General features: G+C 58.4%; 18 protein-coding genes. All 18 read left to right on the top strand.

Annotated features, from left to right (window positions below; genetic code table 11):
* Nucleotides 1-6: 6 nt before the first annotated feature.
* The 18 genes from ACT3R7_RS12075 to ACT3R7_RS11990 all read left to right on the top strand — a co-directional run bounded on the left by ACT3R7_RS12075 (nucleotide 7) and on the right by ACT3R7_RS11990 (nucleotide 19,215).
* The gene (locus ACT3R7_RS12075) at nucleotides 7-666 is read left to right on the top strand and encodes a hypothetical protein (RefSeq protein ID WP_496199205.1); all 660 of its coding nucleotides are present in this window, start codon (nucleotides 7-9) and stop codon (nucleotides 664-666) included.
* 3 nt (nucleotides 667-669) lie between these two features.
* On the top strand, nucleotides 670-1,257 hold the full coding sequence (locus ACT3R7_RS12070) for a hypothetical protein (RefSeq protein ID WP_496199204.1): 588 nt from the start codon (nucleotides 670-672) through the stop codon (nucleotides 1,255-1,257).
* Nucleotides 1,258-1,267: 10 nt separating this feature from the next.
* Complete coding sequence (locus ACT3R7_RS12065) at nucleotides 1,268-1,771, top strand: hypothetical protein (protein WP_496199203.1); 504 nt, start codon at nucleotides 1,268-1,270, stop codon at nucleotides 1,769-1,771.
* A gap of 10 nt (nucleotides 1,772-1,781) precedes the next feature.
* Nucleotides 1,782-2,354, top strand: a complete 573-nt coding sequence (locus ACT3R7_RS12060) for a hypothetical protein (protein WP_496199202.1) — start codon at nucleotides 1,782-1,784, stop codon at nucleotides 2,352-2,354.
* Between the two features lie 16 nt (nucleotides 2,355-2,370).
* A complete protein-coding gene (locus ACT3R7_RS12055) occupies nucleotides 2,371-2,892 on the top strand; it encodes a hypothetical protein (RefSeq protein WP_496199201.1) in 522 nt (173 codons plus the stop codon).
* An 81-nt stretch (nucleotides 2,893-2,973) separates the two neighbouring features.
* Nucleotides 2,974-3,765, top strand: a complete 792-nt coding sequence (locus ACT3R7_RS12050; protein ID WP_496199200.1) for a hypothetical protein — start codon at nucleotides 2,974-2,976, stop codon at nucleotides 3,763-3,765.
* 6 nt (nucleotides 3,766-3,771) lie between these two features.
* Nucleotides 3,772-7,326, top strand: coding sequence for a VgrG-related protein (locus ACT3R7_RS12045; protein ID WP_496199199.1), 3,555 nt, complete (start codon nucleotides 3,772-3,774; stop codon nucleotides 7,324-7,326).
* Nucleotides 7,326-7,700: a hypothetical protein gene (locus ACT3R7_RS12040; protein ID WP_496199198.1), complete on the top strand. Its 375-nt coding sequence runs from the start codon at nucleotides 7,326-7,328 to the stop codon at nucleotides 7,698-7,700. Before ACT3R7_RS12045 ends, ACT3R7_RS12040 begins: the two co-directional genes overlap by 1 nt.
* Nucleotides 7,687-9,105, top strand: coding sequence for a hypothetical protein (locus ACT3R7_RS12035; protein ID WP_496199197.1), 1,419 nt, complete (start codon nucleotides 7,687-7,689; stop codon nucleotides 9,103-9,105). Before ACT3R7_RS12040 ends, ACT3R7_RS12035 begins: the two co-directional genes overlap by 14 nt.
* Nucleotides 9,093-10,538 (top strand): hypothetical protein, encoded by a 1,446-nt coding sequence (locus ACT3R7_RS12030; protein ID WP_496199196.1) that lies wholly within the window; start codon nucleotides 9,093-9,095, stop codon nucleotides 10,536-10,538. Before ACT3R7_RS12035 ends, ACT3R7_RS12030 begins: the two co-directional genes overlap by 13 nt.
* Nucleotides 10,538-10,981: a hypothetical protein gene (locus ACT3R7_RS12025; protein ID WP_496199195.1), complete on the top strand. Its 444-nt coding sequence runs from the start codon at nucleotides 10,538-10,540 to the stop codon at nucleotides 10,979-10,981. Before ACT3R7_RS12030 ends, ACT3R7_RS12025 begins: the two co-directional genes overlap by 1 nt.
* 3 nt (nucleotides 10,982-10,984) lie before the next feature.
* Nucleotides 10,985-11,710 (top strand): hypothetical protein, encoded by a 726-nt coding sequence (locus ACT3R7_RS12020; RefSeq protein ID WP_496199194.1) that lies wholly within the window; start codon nucleotides 10,985-10,987, stop codon nucleotides 11,708-11,710.
* A complete protein-coding gene (locus tag ACT3R7_RS12015; RefSeq protein ID WP_496199193.1) occupies nucleotides 11,710-12,048 on the top strand; it encodes a hypothetical protein in 339 nt (112 codons plus the stop codon). The genes ACT3R7_RS12020 and ACT3R7_RS12015 overlap by 1 nt, the downstream gene beginning before the upstream one ends.
* Before the next feature lie 64 nt (nucleotides 12,049-12,112).
* The gene (locus ACT3R7_RS12010) at nucleotides 12,113-12,667 is read left to right on the top strand and encodes a hypothetical protein (protein ID WP_496199192.1); all 555 of its coding nucleotides are present in this window, start codon (nucleotides 12,113-12,115) and stop codon (nucleotides 12,665-12,667) included.
* A 12-nt stretch (nucleotides 12,668-12,679) separates the two neighbouring features.
* On the top strand, nucleotides 12,680-15,532 hold the full coding sequence (locus tag ACT3R7_RS12005) for a hypothetical protein (protein ID WP_496199191.1): 2,853 nt from the start codon (nucleotides 12,680-12,682) through the stop codon (nucleotides 15,530-15,532).
* Nucleotides 15,533-16,501 (top strand): hypothetical protein, encoded by a 969-nt coding sequence (locus tag ACT3R7_RS12000; RefSeq protein ID WP_496199190.1) that lies wholly within the window; start codon nucleotides 15,533-15,535, stop codon nucleotides 16,499-16,501. It begins immediately after the preceding gene.
* Complete coding sequence (locus ACT3R7_RS11995) at nucleotides 16,501-18,636, top strand: hypothetical protein (RefSeq protein WP_496199189.1); 2,136 nt, start codon at nucleotides 16,501-16,503, stop codon at nucleotides 18,634-18,636. The genes ACT3R7_RS12000 and ACT3R7_RS11995 overlap by 1 nt, the downstream gene beginning before the upstream one ends.
* A gap of 126 nt (nucleotides 18,637-18,762) precedes the next feature.
* The gene (locus ACT3R7_RS11990) at nucleotides 18,763-19,215 is read left to right on the top strand and encodes a hypothetical protein (protein WP_496199188.1); all 453 of its coding nucleotides are present in this window, start codon (nucleotides 18,763-18,765) and stop codon (nucleotides 19,213-19,215) included.
* Nucleotides 19,216-19,261 lie beyond the last annotated feature (46 nt).

The following is a 19,261-nucleotide window of genomic DNA, read 5'->3' as shown; positions in this document are numbered from 1 at the left end:
ACCTATATGCAGCATTTTATGATTGGCTCGGCTGATGACGACGTATTTGGCGACTTCCGGCCCAGCATGATCGTTGAGAGCGCTCCACGCGAGCGCTCAGAGTCAGAAATGGACGCCCTCATTGCAGAAGCCGCAGAAAATACACTGCGCTCTGAGGCGATGGGTGGCGTCCTGACGTGGATTGACGAAGGGGATTGGAGCTTCGAGGCCCTGGATAGCCTGATTGAAGGCCTGGCATCGAGCACTGATGAAGAAGAGCTGACCGATGACGAAACCGAGCACTACGAAGCGCTCTGGGAAACGGTAGAAGAAGCGCTGAAATCGCTCGGCGCGGAAACCGGCAGCATTAACCAGCTGCTTGAAGAAGACGATGAAGCGGCTCAGGCGCTGGGCAAGCACCTGTCGGCAAAGCTGGACGACATTTCCAAGTCTGATGATGACCTGGTGAGCGAGTTCGGTGTCGGTGGCCAGCTCATTTTGGAGTCTGGCAAGCGCGTTATTCGCAACGGTGAAGTGCGCCGCATCCCGCGCCGTCGCCGCAAGAAACGTCGCATGACTTCCGCTCAGCGGGCTGCCCTCAAGAAGGCGCGCCGCAAGTCGAATACGTCTGCGGCGAAACGCTCGCGAGCGAAGTCAATGCGTCGCCGCAAGCAGATGGGCGCCTAATCCATGGCCGCCGTTGGCACTAATGACCCCACGATTAGCGATCACCTAAAGGCGTTTATCCAGACGCCTGATGCCCTGATCGTGGGGATCATCGGGGAAGGCTCCAGTCGTGAGTTGACCGCACTATGGGAAAGCCCGTTCGAGAACGACACGCCGGGCTCCATGTTTAGCAAGGCTGGCGGCGTTCTCCAGGCTGGCCATGTTGGTGGCCTGGGTGAAGGCATGACCAGTAAATCAACGCTCAACACGACACAGGTATGGAGCGGAACAACCCCGCATAACTTCAACCTGGTGCTTGAGCTTTACGCTATTTCGGATGCCTACACCCAAGTGCAGGCGGCGGTACTGGAGTTGGAAAAAGCGGTCGCCCCTGAGCTGAATGAAATAACGCCGGGTGGCCGCATTCCGCCGCAAGTGTCGCTGAATGCTGGGCGTCAGATTATCTACCCGGAGTGCGTTATCACCAACGTTAGCCGCCAGTTAGATGGGCCTATTGGCCGGGATGGCTACCCCCTGGAGGGTAGCGTCACCATTCAGTTGCAGACCTTCACCACGGTGAATCAATCAGATATTCCGGCTACGTTCGGATAGGAGAATATAGATGGCCAAGATCACTGGGTCAGTTGGTAATGTGGGCCTTTTTCAGGAGTCCTACAACACGCACGTCGCAAAGGGTGAAGGCCTTATTGGTACTGACTTTATCCTTGAAATTGAAGGCTACGAGGATAATTCCACGCTGATTCAAGCTTTCCAGCTGCCGCCGCTCATGCGTGAAATGATCGAATCGTTCGGCCCGATGGGCGTGCGCTTCTTGCAGGCAGGCAACTACAACAACGCTGCTGAAATCCCGATCACTTTCAAAGAGGTTATCAAGGGCGATGTTTACCAGATGGTGCGCGACTGGGTAGTTCAGAAGAAATACCTCAAGTGCAAACTGAAAGCCACGCCTGAGAGCTTGGGTGGCGAAGGTAGCGCGCCGCACAGCTTCATCATGCACGACTGCTGGCTCAACCTGGATGGCGTCGACCTTTCCGTAGAAGACCGCGCGGCGCTGGTGAAGCCAGCTGGCACCTTGCACGCCAACTACATCGAACCAGAAGTTTAAGGAACGCTATATGACCCCGCTAGAGCTTCTTGATGACGTGAAGGCCCGCTTCCCTTTGCTGTTGGTGCAGGATCAAGGCCAGCTGCAAAGGCTTCTGCGGTTGGCTCTACAGGCTTATCAGGACAAGGCGGGGCATATTTGCAGTCGCCAGGTGGCGGCGGGGGATTTACCCTCCACCGCAACCCTTTCGCCCCCTGCGGGGGCGTTGGCCCCTATAGGGGGCGAAGACGCACGCGGCGCGGCGGTGTTTGTGCAGGAGCTGACTGGCGACGACGGCCCCTTGTGGCTGCTGGAGCTAACGCCCTGTCACGTTTCGCCTTATATCGTGCGCTACTTTTTTGATTTTGTCGGTATGCGCTATGACCTTGATAACCTGCCCCGTGGTACCACGGGCTTGATTGGCGAGTACCTATATGCCCTGATCGACATTATCAATACGCAGCGCCAACGCCAGGTGAACCAGGCGAGCGAGATTCCTTACGACCACCTGCGCAGCGATGCGGAGCTACACCAGGCCAAGGCTGAGGTGGAGCTATCAATTCATGAGCAGGCGGCTATCATCCCGCCGGTTATCGCGGCTTAAAACAGGAATACCCGATATGGTGACTGGAGGCGCCGACCCTAACCTTGCGGCCATGCGCAGTATTTCCAAGCAGATGGTGCAGACCCAGTTCAAGGAAGGGTGGCAGTTTCGTGTGGAGATTGAGGGCGCGCCATCGGACTGGGATTTGTATTGCAAGGAATTGAGCCAGACGCCCGTTGAGCTTGAGGTGAAAGCTAAGCGTGTGGGGGCTCATTACCTCAGCTACTACAGCGGCTCCCAGCCCATCGCCGTGGCGCTTACGATGCGCGACAATGAAGATGGCCGCATCTTTAAGTGGTGGCAGGAGTGGATGGATACGGTCATTTACCCGGACGGAACCTGGGGCTTGCCTATTGAATATCTGCGCACTTGTAAAATATATGATCGACTGCGCGACGGTAGCGAAAGCCTGCGCCAGGAGCTTCGCGTGCAGCCACTAACCATGGGCGAGCTGACCGAAAGCGTTGAGCGATCCGGTGGATTGTTAGAGTTCCCATTGACCCTGGTGGAGTTCAGGGGAAGAGAAACCAACTACTAAAATTACCTTTTAAGTAAATAAAATAACAAATTGTTACTTGGGTGGTAATATTGTCTGCAAAGAGAACCGCTGGAGCCTCTTATGCAGATACCCCCGATTTCCTTGCCGTCGAACCCTGCGGTAACGATCTACTTACGTGAAGCTACGGTGGCAGACTGTGAGCAGTTTGCCGATACCGATGCACGCCATGACGAGCGCATTAGCACGCTAGTGCTGCGCACGTTGCAGTCATCCCCGGAGCACTACAGCGACCCGCTGGACTGGACGGCCAGCGACCGGCAGCTTGCCGCTTTTTGGTATCACGCCCACACCACTAACGACCCGAGTATCCACCTGCCCTATTCCTGCCCTCACTGCGGTGAAGAGCACGATGCGCTGGTCAAGCATACCGAAATAGCCGCGCTCTACACGCCTATGCAAGGCCAGGCTTACCGCAACATTGAGCATGAAGGCCAGGAGTATGAGGTTCGCCCCCTGGACGGCCATGCCATGGAAGAGCTGGAAGAGCTGCGCGCGGGCCTTCCGGCAGATGTTGAAAGCCGTGAATATCGCCGTCTAAGCGCTGTCATCAAGCGCCACGAATTAGTGGCAAGCCTGACTGATAAGAATGAAAAGGCTGAAAAGCGCGTGCGGGACGTGCGTATTACGGAAATGGAGCGGAAGGTGCGCGCCATGACGCATCGAAGCGCACTTGAGTTGCATCGGAAAGTGTCAGAGGCCCAGGCGGCCATGGCTCATGGCCTACCAAGCGTCATATCCGAAGGCCAGACCGTTCTCCTAACGTCGCCAGTTGAGTGCGATAAGGAGGCCGGGCGAACCACCCGGTTGAGGTTTCCGTTTCTCTGGAGCGACTACCTTCCGCGACTATGGTAAGCAATCATGGCTGATAATCATCAACAACCTGGCGCTGTGGGCGACTCAGGACGCAGCGAGCGTTCTACAGATGCCCAAGTCGGTCGCACTAAGCTTAGAGAAGGCTATGCAAAAGAAACTGAAAGCGATGCAGTCGCCACGGTAGACGTTAGTGCCCCCCAAGAAGTAAAGGCTGAGCCACCTAAAGAAGAACGGGACGCCAAGCCCCTTGGTACAAGCGCAGCCAAAGAGGTGTCGGTTACGCTTAACGTGGCAGCATCTACGGTTGATGCCCGAATTGACCGTAGCCAGCGGACTACGGGGGCGACTTCTTTATCTGGCAGCAGTGTAGCTACGCAAGTCCAAACGTTGCTGTCGAGTGCTGCTTTCCAATCTGTCAGCCCTGAAATGGGGCTCTTAGACCCCGCGCGCAACGGTGTTTTGGCAGCATTGCAGCGTATCGAGCGCAATACCGCTTTGAGCACGCCAGGTACTGCTCGGGCCGAGCGTGTGGGGCGGCCATCGGCCTCGCCTAAGCCCGAAGGTGCCAGCGCGTTAGCCGCACCTGGTCGCGCTAATCGGTTAGGGGCCGCTGGCGCGACCGGCAATATTAGCGGTCTACGCCAGCAGATTTACCGGGTGAAGCGCATCGAGCGGCAAGCTGACCGTTCGCTGCCCCCCATCAAATTATCGAACGTTCCGGCGGACAGTGTTTCTGCAAGCGTTGACGCCCTTCACGGTCGGGCCTCGACGACGCCCGCTGAACGCAGTCAGGGCAAGCCTAGTGAGCAGCTGGCCAATGCTGGCAAAGAGCGTCGATCACCCCCCGAGAAGCCCGTCGGCAGTCGTGAAGCAACCGCTGATGCCAAGCCAGCCGCCAAGCCACTAAGCGCAGACGAGCTGCGAAAACTGCCGCTGCGTGGCGATAGCGGTCAATTCTTATCCCGTGATGAAAAAGCGGGAATGTCGAAGGCCGAGCTTGCACAGGCCAAAACACGCGAAGAGCGCCAGCAGGCAAAGCGAGAGGAAAAGACCGATTCGCTATTGGGCAAGCTGGGTGAAGTCGCTCATGGCACGCTAGCCAACCAGGGCGACGCTACAGACGGCGTGGGCACGGCGGTCGGCAATGCCTATTACACCGCTGCCAAAGAGGTTTATAACGGGTTCCAAGAGCTGGCTGGCGAGGATTCCAAGGGGCGGGAGCTTTATAAGTGGGCGACAGCACAGTGGGATAAAAAGCGCGCAAAGGATGCTGACGGTCAGCCCAAAAAGAGCGATGGCCAGCCTCAAGATACAGCTACGCCGAGCGGCGAGAAAAAGAGTTCAGAAAGCAGTGATAGCCTAGCCAGTGACCGTCAGGCGCGGGACGCCAAGCACCAGCATGAAGAGGACTATTCGCTAAGCGTTGCTGAGTCAGAAGCGCGGGAAGAAGAGCACCGTACTACTACTGCCGAGTCGGAAAAACAGCACAAAGAAACCACTGAAACCCTGGAGGCCTTATCCGACGCTAATGCGCAGGGCTTTGAGGACGTGGTGGAGGCCGTAGAGGGCATTCGACCAGGTGGCGGCGGTGGCGGGTTATTTCCGTTTCGCAATCCTTTTGCGCGGGGCGGTGCTCGCGGTGGCCGTGGCGGCGCTAATCGAGGCGGTCGTGGCCGGATAGGCCGTACCTGGGATCGTTTGCGCGGAAGAGCCCCCGCTGCTGGGGCTAATGCCACCGGGGGTGCTACGGCCAGAACGACCGGGAACGCCAGTGCTACAAGCAACACTGCCCGTGCTGCCACCAACGCGACTACGGCTACCGCCGCTACTGCTGCCACTACCAACACAGCTACCGCCGCGCGCGGTGTTACTGCCGCCCAGCAAGGCGCGGCCAATGCTGGTGGCTTAGGATCGCGGCTACTAGCCGGTGCCCAAAACGTAGGATCACGCGCTGTAAGTGCAGGCGCCAGCGTGGCGCGAGGTGGTTCACGGCTGCTGGGCTGGGCAGCGGCGCCAGTGACCGGCTACTTATCCTATCGGGATACCCAGAATGAATTGGCCGAACGTGAAGACCTAACCGACAAGCAGAAACAGGCCATATCTACCGGCTCCGGCGTAGGGGCTGGTGGTGGCGCTATGGCTGGGGCCGCTGCTGGTGGTGCTATGGGGGCTGCGGCAGGCTCTGTTGTACCTGTAGTGGGCACCGCCGTAGTAGGTTTTTTAGGCGCTATTGTGGGCGGCGCGCTGGGCGCCTGGGGCGGCGAGAAAGCGGGGCGTAATGTCGGTGAAGCCGTTGCTGACACCATGGATAACGTCGAGGAAGAGGCCCGTAAAGCGCTGGACGAGCGCGAAGATCGTTTGCAGCGCAAAGAGTCTAGGGAGCGTGCCTGGTACAACCCGATGACGTGGTTTTCAGGTGGTGGCCAGCCAGCCCAGCAATCCCCCCAGGCGCCTCAGTCATTCAGTGCAATGCCTGGCGCAGGCGCAAGGGCTTCGCAAGCGGCAAGCAGCGGTTCCCGTAGTGCCAGCACCGACACCAGCCTGATTGAGCGCGATGACTTCGGGCGTGTAGCAGAAAAGTACGAGTCAGGTGGGCGCGGTGTGTCGACCGTTTCAACCGGCATTGATGATGCGGGCGGCGTGTCTTATGGCAAGCACCAGTTAGCCTCGAATACAGGCACAATGCAGGCGTTTCTGGACTCCCGCGAAGGCGAGGCCTACCGCGAAGAGTTTGCAGGCATGCGGGCCGGTTCTAACGAATTTTCCGCTAAGTATCGAGAGGTCGCTGAGCGCGACGCAGACGGCTTTGCTGATGCCCAGCATGCGTTTATTGCTCGCACCCACTATGACCCGGTAGCGAACTACGCCGCCACACAAGGCATGGACACCGAGAGCGAGGCTATACAGGAGGCGCTTTACTCCCAGTCGGTACAGCATTCCGGCGCCGGTAATCGCAAGATCATTGACGACGCCATGAGCCGGATCGGTGAAGGCGCCAGCGAAGATGAAGTAATCGACGCCCTGTATGACGCCCGTGGCGACTACGCGAGTCAGTTCGCTTCCCCTAGCGCCACTCGGGATCGCTACGCCCGTGAGCGTGAAGACGTGCGCGCGATATCTCAAGCCAACGCCGCTGAAACCCGTAGCCAAGAGGCAAGCCAGTTAGCCGCGGTCGATGGAGAGCAAGGCGAATCAACCCCCGCCGCCCTTTCAGGCGAGCCAACGACTGCGCCAGCCCTAGAAGCGGATGCCCGGCCTATGACCGTGGAGGCAGCCGTAGGATATGCGGTAAACGGCGTTGCTGCCCCTGTGGAGCCAACGCTACCCAGCGAGCCCGTAAGCCCAATAGATGATCGCCAGGCCGCCAAGGCCTTCCACCCTGCCCCGGCAGCGCCCGCACCGGGCAGAAGCCCTCGCGAACGTAGGGAGCCGAGCGCTTCCCAGCCCGCTCTGGCGGCGCAGAAAGGCGCATCTAGCGACGGTCGAAGTGATGGAAACCCGGTAGCCCCGCGCGGCGGTACCAGTGGTGCTGGCTTGAACGATATCCAGACTGGCTTTACCGATCCCGTGCTAACCCTGATGGCGATGGACAGACTTTAATGAGTTTATTTAACGAGTTAGATCACTTCTTGGATATGAACGAGTCCGGTATTCAAGAGCATGTCGATGGTGATGCGCTTAACAACCGCATCGCGGAGTGGATGGCCACGCCCGAAGGCACGGTTGCGGATAATCCAGCCTGGGGGCACAACCTGCGCCCTTTCTGGCATGACCCGGAATCCCCCTTATTGGCGTTGCAACTGGAAATGGCCATCGTCCGCAAGCTGCCGCGCGATGTGCGTGACGTAACGGTACGGCGAGTGGGCGTGGCCTTTATCGGCAAAGACCTGTGCAACGTTGAAATTCACCACATGCTGGGACGTTTCCAGCAGCCCATTACATTAGGAAGTGAGGTGGCCCGTGGCCTTTTCTGATCAATTTATAGACGAGCAAGCCGCCCACAATGAGTTCAAACGGATACTGACCGGCCTTCCCGGCTATGAGCGATTAACCGATAGCCAGATTGTCGAGGGTATGTCGCTATTTCAGTCCTGGGCGCTTCGCCAGGCTAACTGGCGTTCTGAGCGTGTTCACCAGGAGGGTTTTCTGTCGACAGCGAGCGACCGCAGTAGCGTGCTTGCACACTCGGAAGGCCGCCAGTACGTGCCGAGAAAGCCCACGCCGAGCCGTGGCAGTGTAGCGTTTACCAATGCAGGAGCGGCCCCGGTATCGTTTCCGGCAGGTTCGACGTGGCTAGGGCCAAACCAGCTGCCCTACCAGCTGCTCGATGACGCCGTTATTCCGGCTGGTGGCACTGCCGTATTTGAGATGTGCCAGTGGGAAGACGCCCGCTACGCCTTCACGGTCGCAGAAACAAGCCCCTTTTATGAAATCACCCTGGAGCGTGAAAACTCCATACAGGTGAGTCAGCTTGAGGTTCGCGTGGGCGGCGAGGTGTGGAGCATGATGCCCCGCTTAATGAATACCAATGGTTCCAGCCGGGCCTATGATGAATTTTACTCGCCGCTTGATGAAATCGGCATTCGCTTTGGTAACGGCACGTTCGGCAAGATGCCCAAGGGCGGCGATAGCGTAGTGGTGTATGCCAAGGTGACGCGCGGCGAAACGGAGCTACTGGCCGGTCAGGAGCTGCGCTATCTGAGCGGCAGTGACGACACCAACGTAGGCAGAGTGCAGGCGCGCACCTACACGGCCATCGTCGGTGGAAAGCCCCAGGAGGATATCGAGGAAATACGCCGCAACGCCCTGTACTACCCGCTGTTTGACGAGCAATTAACCTGGCGCGATGACTACGCTTTTCAGATTCGCCGCCAGTGGCCGGAGGTGGTATGGGTGAACGTGTGGGGAGAACAGGAACAAGAGAAAGCGCACGGCATGAGCCTGGATAACATCGGCAAGATTTTCGTAAGCGCTTACGCCCCTGAACGGCCCGACATTATGGCGGAAATAACCGACCGCCTTGAGAAACCTATCAGCCGCGAATATGAAGCCGTGCCCCCTAACCCGAAGCCCTTCATGGTGCGCCTCAAAGGCCGCATTGTCCGCAGCCTTCCCAAGGGTCGTGTGGAGAGTGAGGTGCGCACGCTGCTAGAACGGCACTACGGCAAGGATAGCCGCGAGCGCCGGAGCAAGGTGAAGCTTAAAGACTTCTATCGCCTACTTAACGCCACTGGTTACTTTGAGCAGGGGCGTAACGAAGAGGGCGACTTCATTGTGGAGCTGTTTGGCGACACCAGTAGCAACGGCCTGGACGACCTGCCTTACCTCGATTGGCAGCTTTCTGACATCAAGGTGGGGTACGAAAAATGGGATGGTTAGTTGACCGGCTAACGCCTTACAAGCAATCACAGCCGCGCTGGCACGATCTGGCTGTTGCCCTAGAAACCTACTGGGACACATACAACACTCCGGCCATTGAGCGCATCGAGCAGATGCGCAGCGTGTTCACTGCCCACGACGAAGACGTGGAGGCTTTGCTTAGGGAAGCGGGCGTGCAGTTTGAAGTAGGCATGCCGATTATCGACGGCAACCGGGCCTTCGCTTACGCCTGGCGTTCGTATGAGATACACCGCAAGGATAACGCCGCAGTCCTGGGACAAGTGCTATCCCGCGACTTCTCTGGCCTGGACGTGCGCTGGGAGCCATTGTTCGCCCCGAAGAACAAGCCCTATGGCGCCGGGGAGTTTCTAACCCGGCACGACATACACCTCATGGGCCTGGATCGTCGCGACTACTTCCGCACCTATCGCGGCGTGGTGCTGGCCAACTTGCACGGTATTCATTCCGTAGGCTACGACACGCTGGCCTTTAGTGCTGCCGTAAAGCGCAAGGTTGACGTGCTGCGCCCTGCCCATGTTGTGCATGATGGGGAATACTTTTTCAGCGTTTTTCGCACGTTTTTTGAGCTTCCGGTCGTGCTTTACCGGCATTCAGAGAACGTGCAGCCGCTTTGGTTTGGCCTGGGTACGCGCTACCTGGATGACGACGCTCAAGACGGCGAGCATCTTGACCAGCGGCCCCTGATAGGCGTTCGCGACACCCGCCATAAATCCAAAGGGTTGTTGTCGTGGTCGATGCCGCTTTGGGGCTTGGATGCTGGCGCGACTATCGACGGCGCCTACTGGGGGCTTGTAGGCACCGAAGGCACTCAGCGTCAGCCATTTGGCGTGCTCGGCCACCACCACCAGCCTATCGCTCAAATTCGCACGTCGCTGGCTTCTCAGGGAGCGCAGGAGGCTTTGAAGCAGATAGCGCCTGCATACTGGACGCTAGGGCGTTATCCGTTCGACGTGCTGCGAGCGGACGATCAACTGACGGACACCTGGCACGGCGCCCCCTTCCCTGGCTGGACGCAGCAAGTACGGGGCGGCCAGGCAAAGGCCGCTTTCTGGGCGATGCCACCATGGGGGCTTGATTTAGGACAGGCCATAGAGAGCACGTACTGGGGTGCTGAGGGCGTCGAGGGCGCAGCAGCCTCGCGCGTAACGAACCTTGTTCACTGGCGCCATGCTAGCGAGGCGGCTATAGCGCTGCGCACCCCCAGGGCGCCACGCGGCATTTATTCGCTACCCTCAGTTACAAACTGTTACAATGAGCGCAAAAGGGACGTTACTTTGACGCCGATTGCGGGTGGCCAGGCTAAAGAGCGGCTTACCTCTATGAGCACAACGCAACGCCTGCTTACCGGCCCCGCCTTCGATGATTTACCAGGCGATGTGGCCCCACTAGATATGCACTATGAGGAAGCCTAATGTCAGAAGCGATTAATTGGCAGACCGCGAAAATCATGCCTCGCTTTTACGACAGCATTGGTAACGCCATGATTGGCAAGGGGCCATGCCGTCAGATCGCCAAGTTCAAAATGGGCTATGGGTTTCTGGACGAAAGCCAGTCTCCCCCCATGATTCTGGACGTGCCCGATGACCTTGAAGATATCCCCAACGTCTTTTTTGAAGGCGTGCCAGAGCTGACATTCAAGGATGGGCGCATCATTGCGACCTGCTTCATGCCGGATGGCTACATTACCCAGCCTCACCAGTACAGCTTGACGGCGATTTACGACAATGCCGACGACCTGATCGCGGTCAGTATCGACCTGCCTGCATGGGTAGTGCCGTCTAACCGTCATACCACGTTCACCTACATTGACTTCCCGCACGTTGGCCACAACGCGCCGGTCGCTTTCGGAGGATAAGCCATGCTGCAAGCGGATATTCAGTGGCGCGAGCAGTACGTCTCGCACGCGCTCAACCGGAAGTTCACGGGCATTATCCCAACCGGCGTTTATGAGGGCTTTGACTGTAGCGCCAATGGCTATAGCGTCACCGTAGGCGAACAAGGCGCCAACAACACTGCCGTAGTGGAGAGCAATGGCTACTCCATCACGGTGCGCTTAACGGCACCTGAAAGCATTGAGCCCACTGCGGCCAAGCCTTACGTGGTGATCGACGCGCGTTATCAGATGGGCATGACCACGATAGCCCGCCTGGTGGCCGTCGCTAAGCCGGAAGCGCATCACCTGGTGTTGTGTAAAGTGGCGGATACCGGCAGCGCCTGGCAGGTCGAAACCCAAGAGCGCCACTTGCCCAAAACGGTGCGTGTGGATGAAACGCTAGCGCAAATGGCCACCGCGCAAATTGATCAGATGCACCGTTTCTTGCTGCATCGGGATGAATCCAAGCAAGACGCGGACGATGCACGAGAACAAGCTGAGCAGACAGCCCGCTCCCTTGCTGACTCACTGGCCAATCAGATTAGCGAAAACAGGCTGCGCGCCAAGCAAGAGAAGGCCGATGCAAAAGAAGCGGAAGAAGCATCCATTATGGCCATGGCGTCTATCACCACGGCTGCTATTACTACCATGGAGCGCCAGGTCAGCATGCTTGATCGCTTGATGACCGTAGAAAAGGCGGCGCGCATCTAATGTGGCGCCGTGCAGAGCCGCTACCGGCGTATTACACAGCCGTTTTTAACGCGATGGCTACCGGCGCGGAGCCGGTAGCCCTGGAAACCTTTGTGGCGGCGCTAACGGGCGGCGCCACGCCCCAGCCAGCAGACGTAGTGCATCACGGCATATTGCGCCGTTATGTCTCTAATGGCGTGATCCTATTTATCTGCGATATACCGCCTGGCGCGGGCGACTTCGACACGCTGGCGTTTTACAACGCGGACTCCCAAGTGATGGCCACCTGCCCCTACCTTTCTGCTTCCAGTGAACAAGGCTTCACTGCTTACGCTTACCTATCCTTCCCTGTGAGGTAATTCTTTACTTGCTAGGTTACAATTAGTTACCTAATGCCCGTAAATAGTTACCCCCGAGGGAATCATGCGTCAAAACTACGTGACGTTTGACTTCAATAACTTCGACGCAGACGGCCTCGCCTCAGTCAAACAGCAGTTTGAGAAGGCCGGGCTATCTGTTTCGGACATTGAAGCCAACAACCGCTCCCGCCGTATGTCCGGTTTTGCTACCAAAATGGCTCGCTTCTACTTTCAGGATGGCCAGAGCATTACCTTGCGCATCAAAGGCGATGGCGACGTGTACCAGGTGCAGCTCAATAGCCGCATCATTCCCATTCAGCAGGTAGACAACATGAAGGGTGCCGTTGAAGAAATGGCCCGCATGGCTGCCAGCAACGCCCCCGCCTGGAAGAAGGCCCAGCGCAAAAAACAGCAGCGCGTCAAGGTCAACACAGAAGACCTACAGGCGCGCTCGCTTCCGCGTGGAAAGCGTATCGAGGCATTGGAAAGCGAAGTCGCTGAATTGCGCACCACGCGGGCCGAATTGGAAAGCGAGAACGCGACATTGGCCGCTGCCATGGAAGAGCGCCGCACCACTTTGCAGACCCTTGAACAGCAAGTTCAAGCCGCTGCCAGCTAAGGAGATAATGCGATGACCCCTTTCAGTACCGGCGTGCGCATTCACGACCATATCATTACCCCTGACGCATTCACGGCGGCCCAACTGGCAGACGCCATGTACCGCCTGACGGCAGACGCAGACGGTGCCGCGCTTATTCTTGAGTCATGCACCATGGAAGACGCAGACGCCCTGCTGAATCCCGGCGTGCAACTCATAGCCGAAGCCGTTACCGCCGTTAAAAACCGCTTGGATCGCACCATGAGTGCCCTGGTGCGCGTATTCGCTCGCCACGGCAACAACGTGAAGCCCTACGACTACCCAAGCATCGGCCCCGACCGTAAAAACGCCCTGTTTGCGTATAAGACGGTGACGTTCACGTTTGACGATGGCCAAACCGTGTCGATCCTGTTTCACAGCCCTGGGCGTGATCCTATGAAGCTGGTGGCCGACGATACGCTAATCGCCTACCGCTGGATGCTGAACCGCCGCGACATTACCGCCATTGTCTCCCCGGAGCGCGGTCGCGATATCAACCTGCAAACCATGGCCCGGCGCATCATGCAGCTTGTGGAAGAGAACAGCGAAAAATTCCAGGCGAACAATGAGAAGCGCCAGGAGCAAAGCGAGGCGCTGGCCAAGCTGGAGCGCGACCAGGCGGCAGAAAATGAAGCCGTTGATAAGCTGACACAGCAAAACGCCGATCTAAGTGGGCAGATTGAGGAGGCCGATGCGCTCATTGCCCGCCTGCGTAAGCGCTTAGGGGCTCACGGCGAAGGCGACCGAGAAGGCAGTGGAGCGGGCGCCGAAAGCACGGTTACGCCGTCGTCCGGTGGCGATGTTGCGCGGGGCGTTGCCGCTCGGGCAGGCCTGGACGCGCTACGCATGGGTCGTGGCCACCGAGTCGACGGCATCGAGTACAACCGCACCAACAACGGCACGGAGGTTGTAGTAGGTGGCCAAGTGGCTGCGCTGGTCAAGGGGCGGCTATCCAAAAGCAGCATTGAGGCTGCCCTGCACCAGGTGGCAGCTAACACTATAGCGGAGTCGCTGGAGGCTTTTGGTGAAGCGCTAAAAGCCCAGCTTAACCTCCCTGCTGGCCATACGCTGGAATTTGAAACAGCCGCCGAAGTTATGCGCCGCGCTGAGACAATGGGCGGAAATTCCAGCACTAATGAGAGCGTGCATATCCGCCGCGATGCCACCGCCGTAGGGGGCTACAGCGGCAGCGCGCGCCTAATCATTAATGACCGCCGCGCTGAGGTGGCCATCTTCCTGACAAATGAAGCTACAGGCGTTACCGAGGATCGGGCGACCGTTCTCAATGGCGATAATTTGAGCCAGCTTATCAACCGCACCGCCGAGCACCTGAACGGCAAGTTTGCTGGTGGCCAGGCTGAGCAACCCAGCGACACCGCTGGCGCAGAAGACGAACCCCACTACTCCGAGTTAATCCTTAAAGCGCTGCAAGAGCATCACGGCTGGAACCGCGACAACAGCCTACGCCCTGACGGCGGCGACCCCTTGAGCGTCAGTAAGGACGTGGGGGGCAGTGTTTCCGGTAGCATCAACCCCGAAGGCAAGCGCATTGTTACCGCCACCTTCCGCAACGATGAAGATCGGCGTCGCTACCTGGCGCTGATTAACGGATTCGAGGAAGCTTTCGACATTGATGGCCGTGACGCACTAGGCAAAGGCGAGGAAGGCGCTGCCGCCGTAGCCGCTAAGTTTGATCGTATGACCATTAAGTGGGCGCAAGACAACGCTGCCGACCCCTCTACCCTCAAGGTTAGCCAGCCTGAGCCCAAGCCGCAGCCTGAACCAGAAGGCAATAGCGACCGAGTAGCCGATTACTTGAGCCGCATCGAGCAGGCTGAAACCGCTAAGGACGTGGGCGCTATCGGTATCGAGGTGGAAAACGACGCCAACCTAAGCCCGGAAGAAGACCAGGCCGTGCGTGACGCTATTCGTGATGCCCGCGTTGCCATTGAACAGGCTGAGCGTGAAAGCGGCATACCTACAGGCGAAGACGGCATGCCCGAAGGTTTTAAGGAGGTAGCAAACCACTACAACAGCGACAATGAGCAGGTGGCTGCATATGGTGAGTTTGCCGAGGGTGACACCGTGGCCATGAAAAGCAATCCGTCGCTGACCGGCGAAATTGTGGGCCATGTAGGAACGGGGCCGGTTATTCGCGAACACCTGGTGCGCTGGTCGAATGGCGTAGAAGCACGGCTTCATCACACCGACCTGGTAGCATCGACCGGCCAAGTAGCAGAAACTGCCCCGGAGAACCTCGAAGCCCTTGATAGCAGCCTTTACCGCGACATTAGCCGCTCTATTAGCGTGATCCGTAGTATCGACAATGGCACCGACAAAGGCTTTAACCGCTCGCTATTCAGCAGCTCTATTGCCAACAAGCTGAAAACGCAGGCCCGCAACGGCAATGATGACGTAGTGAACGCCGCCCTACTGCTGATTGCCCAGCAAAGCATCGAGCATGGCCGCCCCATCCTTGCTAGACGCAACGCTATCTGGAGTGTCACCGGGAACGATATGGATTTTTACACGGCTATAGCACAGCGCCAGGCGAGTGCCGACCCGACCCCCGTTGCCAGTGAAGAAGGCGACGCACCGGCCCCCGAAGAGCAAGACGACTCCCCGGCGCCAGCTGAGCCGGAGTCCGAAAGCACGCCCACTGAGGAAGACCGCATTAGCGCCGCCCTGCAAGCGCTACTGAGCGAAACTGACAGCACCGAAGCCATGGACACCCTGGAAAAGCTCATGGACGAAGCCGAAGCCGCAGGCATCGACATTGATAACGACCCCGATATGCTGGCCGCGTCGGATCACGTTACCCACCTACTTGAGCAGGAGGCCGCGTAAATGGCACTTTCAATGCGTGAGCGCTTAACCCTGCAAAAGTCTGTTAAGCAAAGCCTGGCTACCCTTCGGGGTGGCGAGGTCGGCATGCGGGAACGCATGGCACTGCAAAAGCAGGTCAAGGCCGATATGACGAAGCTGGGCGGACAGACTGAGGCACCGACAGCCCCGCAGGATTCCGCGCAGTACAGCGAGTACCTAGCATGGATTCAGGATGCCGAGCGCACCCGCGCCGAGCTAGAGGGCGATGGTTTCTGGCGCGAGATCAATGCCGATGAACGCCTCAATGATGGCGAGGCGGGCCGCCTGCTGACGGAAGTGCAGAAGCGCCTTGAGGGGCTGAGCGAGCCCGCCATGCAGAGCGTCACGTCCGACAACACCAGCGTGGGCGATACGGTCGAATGGCGTAATGAAATGGGCACCATTTCCGGTAATTTCCGTGGCATTACCGACGATGGCCGTCATGCCGTGATCGTGGCGGACGGCATGCAAATGAGCGCGCCTGTCGGTGAAGTGTTTAAGGCCAGCGAGGAAGTGGCGCAGGAAGAGCCACCCGCCCATGAGCGCATCACAGCCGCCATCCAGGGGGGCGATGCCAACGAGGCGATGCGTATTGCGCGCACGCTAACCGAAAAACTGGCGCTAAGCGAGGCGCTGGTGAAGGCTGGCTTTAGCATTGTGGGCGGCAGCGTGGCCGCAATACTGGCAGATGTTTGGCCCGCCATGCAGAAAAAGGCCCGTGAAACCACGGCAGGTGGCGAGGCACCCGAGACTAGCGAGCCGCAAAGCACAGCCACACGCCTGCCAACCCTTACCGCCCAAGCCGCACGCGGTGATTTTAACGACCTGGCGCTGCCTGAGTTTATCGAAAAGCTGAAAGCCGCCTACTCTGCCGATGAAGACCTGGATGGAGCCAAGGAGGCCGCCCTGGGCTACCTCGAAGCCAACCAGCAAGAGTTAGAGGCCGCCTGATGATACTGAGCAGCATGATAAGTGCTGTTCACGCTGCTACCAGCTTTGACGAGCTGGTGGCGGTGTTGAATGGCACGAACGCGGCCTCCCTGCTTTCCGCTTACAGCGAATCCGAGCTTGCCGAGAAGGCCGAGAAGGCCCGCCAGCGAATGGTCGAGCAGCGCGAACGCAGAGAAGAAGCCGAGCGGCGTGCCCAGGCTGATAACGACCTTGGCGACTTCCGGTTAAGTGGCAGTAACAGTGTTAGCGACGTGGCCGTAAGCTATGGCCAGAACGATATGCTGGGCGGCAGCCCCATCGAGGCGGCTGCCGCTGAAACCAATCCGAACCCTACCCCCGCGCAAGCCGAAGCGGGCAACTATCGCAAGGGCAAGGCGACGATCCACGGCCTAACCATCGCCATCGAGAATGCGTGCGGCTCCACCCGGCGCGGCGTGGATGAAGACGGCAACGATTGGGAAAGCACCCTCGCCCATCATTATGGCGATATCAAAGGCACCATTGGCGCAGACGGTGACAGCGTGGACGTGTTTATCGGCAGCACCCCGGAAGCCGAAACCGCCTATGTGGTAGATCAGCTCAACGACCGTGGCGGGTTTGACGAGCACAAGGTCATGCTGGGCTTTGAGTCAGAGCAGGCGGCCAAGGCGGGCTACCTGGCCAACTACGAAGCAGGCTGGCGAGGGCTTGGCAGTATCACCCCGGTGCCGGTATCCGGGCTGAAAGCCTGGCTTGATCGTGGCGACACGCAAAAGCCCTTCCGTGACTACATGATGGCCCCGGTCAGCACCAGCGGCGAGGAAGAGCCCGACGACTTCCCCGGCCCCCGTGGCCGTGAGGGCGACGTTCGCACGCCAAAAGGTACGCGCGTGGCCACGCAGTTCACTGTCATGGAAGCGAGCGACTTAATCGCCAGCCACACCCCGGATGGCCGCGAAAATGCTGCGTTCCCGCAGGAGCTACAGCCCCGCGACCGCAGCCGTGACACAAGCCGTGCCTGGATACAAAAAACCGCCAAAGACCTTGATCCCGGCTTGCTCGGGCGCACCAAAAAGGCGGACAGCGGCGCGCCCATCATTGGCAAGGATCGCATTGTCGAATCCGGCAACGGTCGCACGCTGGCCATCATGGAAGCGTACCGGCTGGGCATGGCTGGGGAGTATAAAGCCTGGCTGGTAGAGGACGCCGCAAGCTACGGCCTGAATCCCTCGCAAATTGCCAAGATGAATGCGCCAGTGTTGGTGCGCGTGCGTACCAGCAGCATCGACCGGGCGACGTTTGCAGTGGAGGCTAACCAGGACGATAAGCTAGCCATGACGGCCACTGAGAAAGCCCGCGCAGACGCTAACCGGCTCACCCCGGAGCTAATGAGCCGGTTCGAGCCAGGCGCAGACGGCGATTTACTGGTAGCCAGCAACCGGGGCTTCATCCAAGGCTTTTTGCAGTCGCTAGGCGATGCTGAGGCCGCGCAGTATCTAACCAGCACGGGCGAATATACCGGCCCGCTAATCGCCCGCCTGCAAGCCGCTGTGTTTGCCAAGGCCTACGTTGACGAGCGCCTGCTGGAGCTGATGGCTGACAGCGCCAAGCCCGAAAACCGCAACGTGATTAACGCCCTTTCCGCAGCAGCCCCGGAGTTTATTCAGGCGCGCGCGGCAAGCGAGTCAGGCACTCAGGAGGTCAGCGAGAATCTAGCCCAGTCGGTCGCGCTATCGCTTGAAAATGAAGCCGTGAAGTCGCTGATCGACGCTACGAACATCGTGCGCCAAGCGAAGCGTGAAGGCATGGAAGTGAGCGAGTACGTTAGCCAGATGGGCCTTTTTGGCGATATCGAACCAGGCGTTGCCGCCATGGCCATCTTTATCGCTCAAAATAACCGCAGCTCGCGACGCTTGAGCACCGCATTCAAAGCCATGGCCGAGTTTGTACGCGGAGAGCTGGAGCGCGACAACGCTGCCGGGGGCGATATGTTTGGTGGTGGCGTGGTCAACATGGCGGACGTAGTGCAGGCGGCTAACCGCGTAATGGAGCGTGAATACGGCGAAGGCCAGTATCAAATAAACGACAGCGGCGGCCTATTCGAGTCAGTCCGGCGAATACGCCAGCGAGCCTTGGGGCGTTTCATACTCCAGTAGAGCGCGTAACACCTTCCCAGATTAGCCCGCCCTAAAAAGGCGGGTTTTTTATGCCAAAACATATTGCATTTGATGTAATATATTCCTACTATAGGAATCATCGAAAACGCACACAAGGTACTAGAAATGACCGCTACCATCCTTAACGCAGAAACCATGCAGCTCTTGAGCGATTCAGGCTTTAACTTCAATGCAGTCGATTCGCTAATTGTGACCGATCCTAAAGGCGTTACTGTTTTCAATGCTGGCTACGATGACCAGGGCGAATTGAAGGATTTGCTGGGGGATATCGAGCGCAAGCTTGGCCGTTGGGTTGCCGACTACCAGCAAGATGCTTTGAAGTGCTTTGCAGGCCGTCTGCCTAAAGGCTGGTCTAAATTCCTAGACTTCTCAGGCGACGTTACTCCTTCCATCAATGTTACAACCGACTTTATGGACGAGTTCGATAACGACCTGGCCATGTTCATGCTGTGGGCCGATAAAGATGGCATTAAGCTAACGCACGATGACGGTACGCTGATCGAGTACGTTGCTGATTGGAAGCAAGCCGTAAGCCGGATAAAACAAGAGAACGCATAGGCCCATAGGCACCTGCAAAAAGGGTAGAGCTGACTGGCTCTACCTG

The sequence above is a fragment of the Halomonas sp. AOP43-A1-21 genome, assembly GCF_052376775.1.
Taxonomy (GTDB): domain Bacteria; phylum Pseudomonadota; class Gammaproteobacteria; order Pseudomonadales; family Halomonadaceae; genus Vreelandella; species Vreelandella colorata.
The sequence above is the reverse complement of the archived record's forward strand: the minus strand, read 5'-3'. Positions and strand labels throughout refer to the sequence as shown.